Source organism: Vibrio sp. OPT41, assembly GCF_015163595.1.
GTDB lineage: Bacteria > Pseudomonadota > Gammaproteobacteria > Enterobacterales > Vibrionaceae > Vibrio > Vibrio alginolyticus.
On sequence record NZ_JADDYH010000063.1, the window covers coordinates 14,633 to 26,675 of the forward strand.

15 protein-coding genes are annotated in these 12,043 nt (G+C 43.7%); 3 read left to right on the forward strand and 12 right to left on the reverse strand.

All coding sequences use genetic code 11. The annotated features are described in order from the left end of the window. Positions 1-59: 59 nt before the first annotated feature. On the reverse strand, positions 60-914 hold the full coding sequence (gene ubiA / locus IQP38_RS21445; RefSeq protein WP_005378684.1) for a 4-hydroxybenzoate octaprenyltransferase: 855 nt from the start codon (positions 912-914) through the stop codon (positions 60-62). Continuing rightward, complete coding sequence (locus tag IQP38_RS21450; RefSeq protein WP_005378686.1) at positions 915-1,454, reverse strand: chorismate lyase; 540 nt, start codon at positions 1,452-1,454, stop codon at positions 915-917. Between the two features lie 161 nt (positions 1,455-1,615). Between IQP38_RS21450 and IQP38_RS21455 the strand changes: the two genes are divergently transcribed. Then, on the forward strand, positions 1,616-2,026 hold the full coding sequence (locus IQP38_RS21455) for a flagellar basal body-associated protein FliL (RefSeq protein WP_005378687.1): 411 nt from the start codon (positions 1,616-1,618) through the stop codon (positions 2,024-2,026). Between the two features lie 63 nt (positions 2,027-2,089). Here the strand turns inward: IQP38_RS21455 and glpG are convergent, their stop codons facing one another. The 6 genes from glpG to ftsY all read right to left on the reverse strand — a co-directional run bounded on the left by glpG (position 2,090) and on the right by ftsY (position 7,673). Further along, on the reverse strand, positions 2,090-2,932 hold the full coding sequence (gene glpG / locus IQP38_RS21460; protein ID WP_193838024.1) for a rhomboid family intramembrane serine protease GlpG: 843 nt from the start codon (positions 2,930-2,932) through the stop codon (positions 2,090-2,092). Further along, positions 2,932-3,252, reverse strand: a complete 321-nt coding sequence (gene glpE, locus IQP38_RS21465) for a thiosulfate sulfurtransferase GlpE (protein ID WP_005378691.1) — start codon at positions 3,250-3,252, stop codon at positions 2,932-2,934. Before glpE ends, glpG begins: the two co-directional genes overlap by 1 nt. Positions 3,253-3,745: 493 nt before the next feature. Beyond that, positions 3,746-4,603: an RNA polymerase sigma factor RpoH gene (rpoH, locus tag IQP38_RS21470; RefSeq protein WP_005378693.1), complete on the reverse strand. Its 858-nt coding sequence runs from the start codon at positions 4,601-4,603 to the stop codon at positions 3,746-3,748. Positions 4,604-4,779: 176 nt separating this feature from the next. Beyond that, positions 4,780-5,748 (reverse strand): permease-like cell division protein FtsX, encoded by a 969-nt coding sequence (ftsX, locus tag IQP38_RS21475; RefSeq protein ID WP_005378695.1) that lies wholly within the window; start codon positions 5,746-5,748, stop codon positions 4,780-4,782. Next, positions 5,738-6,412 (reverse strand): cell division ATP-binding protein FtsE, encoded by a 675-nt coding sequence (gene ftsE / locus IQP38_RS21480; RefSeq protein WP_005378697.1) that lies wholly within the window; start codon positions 6,410-6,412, stop codon positions 5,738-5,740. The genes ftsX and ftsE overlap by 11 nt, the downstream gene beginning before the upstream one ends. A 22-nt stretch (positions 6,413-6,434) precedes the next feature. Beyond that, on the reverse strand, positions 6,435-7,673 hold the full coding sequence (gene ftsY / locus IQP38_RS21485; RefSeq protein WP_086047095.1) for a signal recognition particle-docking protein FtsY: 1,239 nt from the start codon (positions 7,671-7,673) through the stop codon (positions 6,435-6,437). A gap of 230 nt (positions 7,674-7,903) precedes the next feature. Between ftsY and rsmD the strand changes: the two genes are divergently transcribed. Both rsmD and IQP38_RS21495 read left to right on the forward strand, forming a co-directional pair. Beyond that, on the forward strand, positions 7,904-8,503 hold the full coding sequence (rsmD, locus tag IQP38_RS21490; protein WP_005378702.1) for a 16S rRNA (guanine(966)-N(2))-methyltransferase RsmD: 600 nt from the start codon (positions 7,904-7,906) through the stop codon (positions 8,501-8,503). Between the two features lie 25 nt (positions 8,504-8,528). Next, entirely contained in the window at positions 8,529-8,795 is a 267-nt protein-coding gene (locus tag IQP38_RS21495; protein WP_005378704.1) for a DUF1145 domain-containing protein, read from the forward strand. A 57-nt stretch (positions 8,796-8,852) separates the two neighbouring features. Here IQP38_RS21495 and IQP38_RS21500 read toward each other — a convergent pair whose 3' ends face one another. The 4 genes from IQP38_RS21500 to IQP38_RS21515 form a co-directional block, all read right to left on the reverse strand. Further along, positions 8,853-9,437 (reverse strand): YhgN family NAAT transporter, encoded by a 585-nt coding sequence (locus tag IQP38_RS21500; protein ID WP_005389671.1) that lies wholly within the window; start codon positions 9,435-9,437, stop codon positions 8,853-8,855. A gap of 106 nt (positions 9,438-9,543) precedes the next feature. Further along, entirely contained in the window at positions 9,544-9,765 is a 222-nt protein-coding gene (locus tag IQP38_RS21505) for a YecH family metal-binding protein (protein ID WP_005378711.1), read from the reverse strand. A gap of 69 nt (positions 9,766-9,834) precedes the next feature. Continuing rightward, positions 9,835-10,455, reverse strand: coding sequence for a lysoplasmalogenase (locus IQP38_RS21510; RefSeq protein WP_005389670.1), 621 nt, complete (start codon positions 10,453-10,455; stop codon positions 9,835-9,837). A gap of 1,081 nt (positions 10,456-11,536) precedes the next feature. Continuing rightward, complete coding sequence (locus tag IQP38_RS21515; protein ID WP_005378717.1) at positions 11,537-11,905, reverse strand: hypothetical protein; 369 nt, start codon at positions 11,903-11,905, stop codon at positions 11,537-11,539. Positions 11,906-12,043 lie beyond the last annotated feature (138 nt).

Genomic DNA, 12,043 nt, shown 5'->3' on the forward strand with positions numbered 1-12,043 from the left:
TTACCTTCTTCCAATAAGAAAAAAGGCATCCAATCGGATGCCTTTTTCTATTTCTTCGCTTACCAAAATGCGACCAGTAAACCTATCGCTATCACCATGCCAACATAATTGTTGTTAAGGAAAGCCTTAAAGCACAACTCACGCTCACGGTGACGAATTAAGTGCTGCTGATAAACAAACAATGACGCTGCAATCAAAAGGGTCCAGTAGTAACTTTGTCCCAATTGGTAGAACTGCCCTAACCAAACCAACATCGCGAGTGTAATCAGTTGCAACACGCCAATAATAAGCTTGTCATGACGACCAAACAGAATTGCCGTCGATTTAATGCCAATCTTTAGATCATCATCTCGGTCTACCATCGCATATTGAGTGTCGTACGCAATGGTCCACAAAGCGTTAATGAGGAACAAAAACCAAACAATCAATGGTAATTCCCCAGTTTGTGCAGCCCACGCCATTGGAATCGCCCAGCTAAAAGCCAAGCCTAAAAATAGCTGTGGAATATGAGTGTAACGCTTCATAAATGGATAGATGAACGCCAACACAATGCCAGCGAAGGATAGCTGAATCGTCAGCGGGTTCATGGTCAGCACTAACAAAAACGAGCTGATACCCAAAACCAAAAATAATCCAATCGCTTCTTTTGCTGTCACTTTCCCTGATGGCAGTGGACGTTGCTTAGTACGCTTTACATGGCCGTCGACTTTGCGATCTGCAAAATCATTAATCACGCACCCCGCACTACGCATTAGGAATACCCCCAATACAAACACGATGAATACATCCCAACTTGGCATCCCTTGGGCTGAGATAATTAGCGCCCAAATCGTTGGCCACATCAGTAACAGTGAACCAATCGGGCGATCCATGCGCATCAGTTGCCAATATGCTTTGGCTTTTTCTGCGGACATTTACACTGTCTCCTTAGCGTAAACTGGTGAATTAGATAAGAATAACTCGGCGACTAGCATCGGTTTGTGATTCATCCACAACCTTGAGCGTCGCGCTAACAAACGTCCTTCTGGTACGGCTACCCATCCCATTTGTAAAGAGTCTCGCTCAACGTTATCTGCGCTGAACACTGTTAATCCTAATGGGATATCCCCTTGTTGAGCCAAATCATACTGCTGATCAACTAAGGTTGAACGAGGAATCAATGTCCGCCCAATAACCCAGTTATTATTGTCACCGCACAAAATGACCTCTCTCAGTAAGCAATCTTGTTCGGACAATAACTGGCTTTCGTCCTGTTTTAATGTCGCTGCAGTGACGATCTGATTTTGTAGCAATTCTACCGTTAACGCTTGGCAGTGCTGTTTTAAACGACGTGACAAAGACCCTTGCTCTTCAAGCCAATGCTTGGCAAATTCATTTGGAAATTCGAATTCTTCGGGGTTTTGCCACTCTACTTCCAATAAAGAAGCAAGATAGAGTGATGTTGGCTGATTCATACTAGTATTCAATTGGAGGCTTTATGCGTACAATAAAGCAACAACTTACCGTCCATAGTAATGTATGTAACCGTAAGTTCCGTTATTTGTTATAGACGGCCCATTGTATCAAGACTGAAGCGATTCGAATATCGCGATCCAGAGAAAGAAAAGTTAGAAATATGTACAAACGTTATATAGCCCAAATTATTTTTGCGTTAACCATACTATTCGCCGCACCAAGTTGGGCTGAAACGGAAGAAGCTGGACCTAAGTTGGCATACTTTACCCTAGAGCCTGATCTCACTACTAACTTTTACACCAAAGGCAAAAAGTTAGGTTATGTGCAAGTGCGCATCGACATCATGGTAATGAGTCAACAAGATTTATCAGTTGTTGAGCATCACCAACCTTTGATTCGCGATGCAGTGATTGAATTACTGGGTAAGCAAACAGAAGATACGATTAAGTCCCTGTCTGGCCGAGAAGATCTGCGCAAAACCTTAGTGACGACCCTCAACGAAACACTTTTGCCTGAAACAGGTAAAACCATCATTGCCGATTTGTTGTTTACAAAATACCTTTATCAATAAACCCAAATCCGTTTTGAACATAAAAAAAGACCGCCCTTGAGCGGTCTTTTCATTTCATCTGCTTTAGGCTTGCTGTTGGTATTTCATCTTGCCTGAATCAAACAGCGCAATCGCCATCCCCGACAGTAGCCCAACTAAGTGAGCGGTGTTTGCAATCGCCATAAATGGCTGCACAAAACCAAGAACTAACCATACCAACATAAAGACGATAATTGGCTTGGGTAGCGTAAGGCCTAAATGTGGCAAGCGGTAACCCAATATCCACAAATAACCAAGCAGTGCATAGACCACGCCAGACAAGCCGCCGAAGTTAGCCCCTTCAACATAGAACTGGCCAGCCCCTGAAAGCGCTGCCGACACCACAAAGAGTTGCAATAGCTTACCGGAACCGAGACGACGTTCGATGTCGCCACCCAACTGCCACCACCATAGTAAGTTAAACACGATGTGAGTTACTGAAAAGTGCAGTAACGCATGACTTAGCCATCGCCACACTTGCCATTGTTGCCCCTCAAAAGCCGGGAAGTGCAACAACTTAAACACGCCATTGCCAAAGCCAAACATTTGTAACAAGTAGGTGATGATACAGACTGTCATGATCAGCAAAGTCATGGGGCCAGCTTTCGCTTTGACCATGCTCATGATACTCGGGCTGGAATAATGAAATGTGCTCTTACGAGTATCGGCAACGTCCCACGAGGCGGCGCTGTATTTTGAATCAGACGGGTTAGCAAGGAACAGCTTAAGTTCGGCTTCCGCTTCTATTTCATGCTGGCTATCAGTCAGCCACAGCGCAAATTGCCCATCCCCTTCTGGCATCATTTCGATGTCAATTTGGCGAGAGGCCATATAATCAATAAAGGCTTGCGCCATACGTGGATTATTTAACGTTACCAATCTCTTCATTAACTTCTCACTATCGGTAGTTCTGCTCGATGCCAGGCTTCAAAGCCACCATCTACACTGTACACCTGTTCAAAGCCTTGGTTAACCAAATATTGCGCCGCACCTTGGCTACTAATACCGTGGTAACACATCACTAGAATAGGTTGTTCGAACTCCACTTCATCCATAAACGCAACGATCGTATCGTTAGTTAAGTGATACGCGGACTCGGCATGTGCAACGGCAAACGATTGAGGGTCACGGATATCTACAAGCTTCGCATCACCCTGCTCGAGCAGCGCTTGCGCACCTTGTACATCGATATGCTTAAACTGATCCATTTACTTTCTCATTGTCTTATTAATATACCCAAGCAACCTCGAACCTAACGTACTAATCAGCACCCGTGGTACAGCATAAAATCCATATTTGAAGCTGCTTGGGTATACTGCCGCTATTGTAACCTATCCAACGGCAAACTTAGACACATGGATAATCAGGGTTTTCAAAAGTGTACACATTCCAACCATTTGTGGATAAAGCTGTGAATTGCGTTGATAAAGTGTATTTGGATCTTTTGATCCACAATATGTAGTGATGATCCTGATCTAACTGTGTGTATATCTATAACTATCCCCAGATGGAAAAGTGCTTGAATCCCTTATTTTGTCCGGGTTTCGAACAGTTGATAAATAATTACTTCACAGAGTTATACACAGGTAGCACATAAAATCCGGATCGCAAACGCTATCGATTTTCGATCGACAATAAAAAAGCCGAGATCACATGATCTCGGCTTTCTATGAAAATCTTACTTTCAATTAGCAGTGGAAATTAAAATTCACCCACAGCCAATTTTAGTTTCTTCATTGCATTTTTTTCTAGCTGGCGAATACGCTCGGCAGAAACACCGAACTCATCAGCTAAGTCTTGCAATGTTGCTTTCTCATCATCTAACCAACGAGAACGCACGATGCGCTGACTACGCTCATCCAAACTCGCTAATGCATGACCCAAGCGATTGTTGGTATGCATTTCCCAGTTGGCGGCTTCAATGTTGTCGGCCACATCAGACGATTTGTCTTCTAGGTATAGCATCGGCGCTGTGTAAGCGTTTGAGCTGTCGTCTTCATCAGTTGGCATATCAAAGGTTGAATCCACCGCCGCTAAGCGTGATTCCATCTCGCGAACTTCAGAAGGCTCAACACCTAACTCGCGCGCAACGGTTTCCACTTCACCGTTGTTAAACCAACCCAAGCGCTTTTTCGACTTACGCAGGTTGAAGAACAATTTACGTTGCGCTTTAGTGGTCGCAATTTTCACGATACGCCAGTTACGTAGCACGTATTCGTGGATCTCTGCTTTGATCCAGTGGACAGCAAAAGAAACCAAGCGAACCCCTACTTCTGGGTTAAAACGCTTAACGGCTTTCATTAGACCGATGTTACCCTCTTGCACAAGATCCGCCATTGGCAAACCGTAGCCAGAGTAACCACGAGCAACGTGAACAACGAATCGTAGGTGCGAAAGAATTAGACCTTTTGCAGCCTCAATCTCACCTTTATAGTGTAATCGTTCTGCCAGCTCACGCTCTTCGTCTGCAGTCAGCATTGGGTAGCTGTTTACTGAGCGAATATAGCTATCAAGGCTATCTTGCGTGACTAGAGCCATCGGATACGCTTCTTTTGTCATTCAATTCCTCATCAATCTCTGATCTGGAGCATTACATTGCAATTTAGCTTCGATATCTTGAACTCAAAATGAACAAGTTTCAAGAAGGGGAAGCAATTATCCATAAACATTTGGTCTAAGCAAGGGTTCAAAATTAGCTAGTGCTAATGAAATCCAAGTAATAAGACCGCCATCACTTAAACTGGTTCAATTTCTTTTAAATGTCGTTGCGCAGAAAAGCGCGCCGCAATACATCCCAAAAGACTCCCAATGATGATTAGTAACAAAGATTCATCCCAACTTAGACCAATCAGGCGGAACTGGCTATCGTACAACGCAGCAAGGTCTTCCACCGCACTATTCATGACAATGGTCACTAAAGCCGTTACCAACCACGCAATAGTGGCACCTAACACGCCAAACCACATACCTGTGTACAAGTAAGGGCGCAGAATGAAACTGTCCGTCGCACCGATCAGTTTCATGGTTTGAATCTCTTCTTTATTCGCCAGCACATTAAATCGCAATGTATTGCCAACGATTAAAAATACCGCACCGAGCATCAGCACTGTCAGGGTAATGACAATAATACTCGCGAGAGTTTTGATGGCATCAAGACGCGCTAGCCAGTCTTCGTCAAGTCTCACGTCGGTCACATCTTGTTGCTCTCGAACGTCTTTGGCTAATGACTGAATATCACTTTTTAGCTCCGAATCTGGCGTAATCACCAACACACCAGGTAGCGCATAGCCACTTAAGAGGCTGATAGCTTGGTCGAACCCTGCATATTGGCTTAAATCAGATAGACCTTGTTGCGGTGAAATATACTCTACCTCTTTTACCAAAGGCCAAGTTTCAATTTGATCTTTGAGAACCATCACTCGCGCATCCGGCATACCTTCAACTAAGTAAGCACTAACTTGTGAAGGAGAAGCGACATCTTCCGCTGCCCCCGCAACGTTTTTCCCCAATAGATACAAACAAGCTGGCATGGCAAGTGCCATGGAGATGACCGCTAGAGTCAGAATGTTGCCTAGTGGTCGTTGCCATAAGGCGCTAAAAGAGGATTTAGCTTGTTTTGCGTGGACAGAGAAAAAACCATCGGTATTCGCACGCTTGGCACTGCGGCCTTTCCCCTTCTTTTGGGAGTGCTTGTTACCTGCCATAGTCTTCTACCTCACTTAGGAAGCCTTGGTTCAATTCAAAATGACGATACTGTGGGCGAGTGTTTACTAACCCCACATCGTGCGTGGCAAGTAGGATAGTCACGCCCGCACGGTTAAATTCTTCGAATAGACGCAACACACGGTTGGATAATTCTGGGTCAAGGTTACCCGTAGGCTCATCAGCCACCAGCAACGTTGGTCGATTAACCACAGCACGGGCAATACCGACGCGCTGTTGCTCACCACCAGAAAGTTGACTAGGTAGACAACGAGCTTTATCGAGTAAGCCCGTTTTATCTAACGCCGCAGAAACACGGCGTTTGATTTCGTTTTCAGAAATCGATTCGATACGCATTGGCAGAGCGACATTGTCGTACACACTGCGATCCATCAATAGGCGATGATCTTGAAAAACAATCCCAATATTGCGGCGCAAAAAAGGGATGTCTTTGCCTGGAATACGCGTGATGTCGTGGCCATTAAAATGGATTTTGCCATCGGTTGGTCGCTCTATCGCGCAGATCAATTTCAGCAAGGTACTTTTACCAGCCCCGGAATGTCCACCTAAAAACGCCATTTCACCGCGCCTCAGGTGAAAATCGACTTTTTGCAGTGCTTGTCGACCACCTCGGTAAGCTTTGCTTACTTGCTGAAATTTGATCACCGTTGATTTCCTCTAACTCTTTTTATTCTTCACGACTAAACAGTGCGTCAATAAACTCTTGAGTTTCAAATGGACGCAAGTCTTCGATACCTTCACCCACACCAATGTAACGAATTGGAATACCGAACTGATCAGCGATAGCGAAAATTACGCCGCCCTTGGCTGTACCATCCAGCTTAGTCAAAGTAATCCCGGTTAGAGGGGCAACATCACTGAAAAGTTTCGCTTGGCTAATGGCATTTTGTCCTGTACCTGCATCAAGCGTTAGCATGATCTCATGTGGTGCAGAGTCATCAATTTTCTTCATCACACGTACAATCTTACGCAGCTCTTCCATTAGGTTCGCTTTGTTCTGTAGACGACCTGCTGTATCAGCAATCACCACATCCACACCACGTGCTTTTGCCGCTTCAATCGCATCATAGATAACAGAGGCACTGTCTGCGCCAGTATGTTGAGCAATCACAGGAACATTATTACGTTCACCCCACACTTGTAACTGCTCAACCGCTGCGGCACGGAAAGTATCGCCCGCTGCAAGCATCACTTTTTTGCCTTGAGTTTGGAACTGCTTCGCTAGCTTACCGATGGTCGTGGTTTTACCCACGCCATTTACACCCACCATCAAGATGACGTAAGGCGTTTTGTTGCTATCGATTTCTAGTGGCTGTTCGACTTTAGAAAGAATCTCAGCCATTTCTTCTTTCAACAAACCATAAAGGGCTTCGCCGTCTTTCAGATCGCCACGTGTGGCTTTTTCTGTCAGGTTGTTGATAATTTTTGTTGTGGTATTCATGCCCACATCAGCAATAAGCAGTTGCTCTTCTAGCTCTTCAAATAAGTCCTCATCGATTTTCTTACCGCTGAACAGACCGAAGAAGCCAGCACCAATATTTGCTTTTGTTCGGCTTAGGCTGCGTTTAAGACGAGCAAAAAAGCTTTCTGTTGGCTTTTCTTGTTCTTGAACACGAGGCGCGGCCGATACGACTTCTGGCTCTTCTGCTTCTGCTTCTGCTTCTGCTTCTGCTTCTGCTTCTGCTTCTGCTTCTGCTTCTGCTGGGGCAGCCTCTGATTGTTTCGCTTCTTCTTCAAGTTCTGGCGTTGCTTCCGCTTGCTCAGCAACCGCTTCGGTTTGCTGCTCTTCAGAAGGCGCTTCCACTGCTTCTTCTTTTACTGTTTCTTCAGTTTTTGGTTTTGGGCTTTGTTCTTCGTCACCAAAACCTAGCCACGAAAGTAATCCGCGCTTCTTTTTTTCCGTCATCTGGGGCTATCCTAGATTGTTCTTTTATCTATTAATGACTCTTTTTTGACAAGATTATTATCTGTCTAAAAAAGGCTAATGACAAAGTTCTGAAAACTTTCCGATTAGGTAATTCTAATCTTATTAGTGTTACACTCTGTCATCTTGAATATTCTGGGCTGTATCCAAGCTCCAAGCTCATTGCTTGGGCGATTAGATATAGTATCACTTTATTAGCGGTCAAAAAATCTATGGTAAGACGTCGCCAGCAAAACTCATCACAAAAAAAACCAACAACGGGCTTTGTTCGCATTATTAGTGGCTTATGGAGAGGCAGAAAACTTCCTGTACACGATGCTGAAGGCTTACGCCCCACGACAGATCGCGTCAAAGAAACGCTGTTTAACTGGTTAGCTCAAGATGTACCACAGGCAAAATGTCTCGACTTGTTTGCTGGCTCTGGCGGCTTGGGATTTGAGTCAGCTTCGCGCCAAGCAGAGCAAGTGACCATGGTTGAGCTAAACCCACAAGCTTTCCAACAGTTACAAAAGAATGTTGCCTCTCTTAACGCGAACAACATCCAAGTGGTAAATACCGACGCACTGAGTTTTTTGAAGCAACCGGGTTCTGCTCACCATGTGGTGTTTATTGACCCACCGTTTCGCAAAGGTCTATTGGATGAGACCGTGGCTCTGCTAGAACAAAATGGCTGGCTCGCGGAAGATGCGATGATTTATATTGAAACAGAAAAAGAACTCAATATTGCCGACTTACCAGAAAACTGGCAATTACATCGAGAAAAAACAGCAGGCCAAGTGAGCTATCGTCTGTACGAACGTACCTCCGCATAACGCCTCGATTTAAAAGGATACTTAAATGAAAGCACTAATTATGCTGGCCAAAGCGGCTATCGCCTTTGTTTGGTTAGTATTAATCCTAAATATTTTTATGCCCTTTCCCGGCAATGCCGCGATTGCGCTATACATCATGACCGCTTTTTTGTTCATCATGCACGGTTTACAAATGGCCATCTTCATTGGTGCATTTGGCGACAAAATAAAAATGAGCAGTTGGGAAAAATATTCAATCCTGATTTTTGGTATTTTTGCCCTACTCGATATTCGTCGTAAACACATGATGTAATCGCTCAGATACGAAAAAGCCGCTCTTGTGAGCGGCTTTTTTTCTGCGTTTCGTTCGTCACCCAATGTAACTTTTTACACCATCCAAGAACATTTGAGTGGAGATCATCACCAGTAACAAGCCCATTAAGCGTTCTACCGCCTTCAAGCCACGTTCACCCAACAAGCGATTAAAGAAGCCATAAAACATCAGTATAAAAAATGTTGCGCCCCACGCAATTACGACTGATGCTGACATTTCCAACATTTTCTCTGGATGTTGCGAAGACAGTAAAAGCAAGGCTGCAATCACTGAAGGGCCCGCGATCATAGGAATGGCCATCGGAACAATAAAGGGCTCCTCGCCTGCTGCCAGTCCAGTGATGCTGCCAGCACTCGGGAAAATCATCTTAATCGCAATAATGAAGAGAATAATGCCACCTGAAATGCTGAGCGTTTCTGGCTGGACATGCAAAAAACTTAAGATGCTTTGTCCTGCAAACAGAAACAACATCAAAATCAGTAAGGCAAACAGTAGTTCACGAATCAATACCTTACGACGACGCTTGGGATCGATATGTTTGAGAATAGACAACACAATCGGCAAGTTACCGAGAGGGTCCATGATTAGAAACAGCATGGTCGCTGCAGAAAGAATGTCCATATTCTGGCCTCACCTAAAAAATGGCGGCCAGTGTATAGCAAACTGACAACATGAGTATATGACTGAGGGCGAAAACACCATAGTCACCCTCGATCTTAGCCGCCGTTTAGTGATTGCAAACTCGCGCCATATTGACCACAAACTTACCTTCAAGCTCACGAATTTTGTCGCGCTTGAGCAAAAATGCTAGTAATGCATCTAAGTCTAGATCATTCAGTTTACAGGTGTGAAAGCGAACGCTAGCACCAAAGTGCTGTGTGAGGGCTTCGCGATCCATTGGTGTTTCTCTAAGTAGGTTTAGCAGCTCGTGAGCATGGATTTCACTCATTATTGACTCCAGTTATTAAGAACAATGCGTTCAGTTTACTGAAATCCTCAAGAGCTGCTTTGACTTAAATTAGTAAATGATTGAGGCAACAATGAGGGCATGAGCAAAAAAGTAACTGCCACTCACCCACAAATAGGCGTGTTTCATCGGTTTTCGATAACCGTGTATCGCGTATGCCAGCGCCGAATAGATGAGAACTAAGGTTCCGCTAAAGCCGATAGCATTGGCGTAACTCGGCACTTGTAACCAAACTTCACCGGCTGCCCAAGCAAGTTGAACCAGCATCATCCCCATGATCACAACAGGGAATACCAGAGAGTCGAGTTGAGGTAGCAACAAAAAGAACGCCACGATACTCGCTGCAAGCAACAGGGCCAACAGCCACCAGACAATCTCACCATTAAGCTGCACCCAAAATGACTTGCTGTAGCATACCTGGGCAACCAGATAAGCCGTAAAATAGATTAGCTTACGAGTTTTAAACGAGTGCAGCGTATCTGCCACCATAGACACAATAAGCCCACCCGCAATCCAGTAGGTATATGTTGCGGATGCACCTTGAGTTAACACCAACACAAGAAGAAGTAGCAGAGTAAAGATTTTAAACACGAGGGATTGTGTCGGGTTAGCTTGCTTTGCTCCCAACACGGAATACACACCTGATAGCCCTATCGCCAGCCAACTCCACATGCAGTATACACCTTTTACTTAAACTCGCCGCTAGTCTAGGTAGACCAGTTTTGATGTAAAGACACAATCTACGAAAGTTGGATCTCGCTAGCGATTCGAAACATTTTGTAACCCTCAGCCTACGTAATAATAAAGCCGATGAGCCTGAATGATGCCACTAAACATTGGGGCCAAGCTTTGCTCATCAGCCGAACCCATCAAATCACACGACACAATAACCAACGCTTTCTAAAACTATTTAACTGAAAAACAGATAAGTGCTCCAGGTAAGCCGCCATTTCACAAACTGACGATTAAACCACCAGGATGTATGTAATGCAGGCAGCAAGAATAAATAACAGACACAAAATAGAAAATAGTCTTAGTAGCGCTCTAAGAGAGGAGAAACCACTGATGACTAGGGGTAAAAACTAAGAAAACCGACCTTAATTCAGTAAAAAAAACATCAGACAAGAAAAGTAAGTCAATGATAAATAAAACCATAATTTCAATAACAGATAAAAGTGCGGACTTCATAAACCATAAAATCACTAAACACTTTTGAAGCCCATATTTTCTCATAAGGTAAGAAAATCTCACTCCATGCTTTCGATTTGACGATGCAACCTCATAGCACATTTTTTAATTTTCTCAATTTTTGAGAAATACAGACAAAATAAACACCCAACATACCATTCGAAACAAAAAACAATTACAAAGCCAACATCACAAACCATTTAACATTATAAAATCATATACTTAAAACAAAAAAGGATAGAAATAAAACAATGTGAACACTTTAAATACAGCACAAAAAACATAGTTTCATTAGTCAGAATCACGTAAAACTAGACAAGTTAAGTGTGGTTTTTGAAAAGATTAACGAGCATATGTTGATCAAACCCCAAAAACAGTGCTATATTAAATTCATCGAGTTCATCAAAGATTAAGGGGTAGTGTTATGATTTCATCTTCTCAAAAACAAGGGCTGGTTATGATTGCAGTGGTTGTGGGTTTAATGACACTGCCAATGATGTACTAACCCAATGATTTAAAATAAAAAAGGACGCAAATGCGTCCTTTTTTATTTATCTGTATAGCTCTACTGAATGTGCTTAGACAAAATATCCCAGTGCATATAGTAGAAACCAAGAGCGGCCAGCGTAATCAACGTCATTAGCAAAATTGCTGTACGCCAAATAAAGCGAGAGCTTCTTGGTGTCAGCTCTTTTTCACAAGCATCACATGCCGCCATAAAGCCTTTACGATCATCCAGCTTGTAATCGTCTTCGTGCACCACTTTGTTACGCACGGTTGCGATGAATCGAAGCTTTGCTATCACGTCATGCGGTAAACGTTCTTCACAACTATTAATAAGTTGGTGCAACCCTTTCCCTTCTGCATGGTACTGAGTACGCAAAAGTTTTTCGATCGTTCGGGTACGCATGACTACTTTTTCAATATCTGACATCGTAACCCTCCTTACCAGACCCTTCCTATGTTCATTATTTTTATTCTTCTATAAATTTAGAGCTTTTTCGAGCCGTTAAGTGCAATTTTACTTTCAATTTGTGCCCTTGAGCTCATATAGCCAGACAAGTGAAAGCTG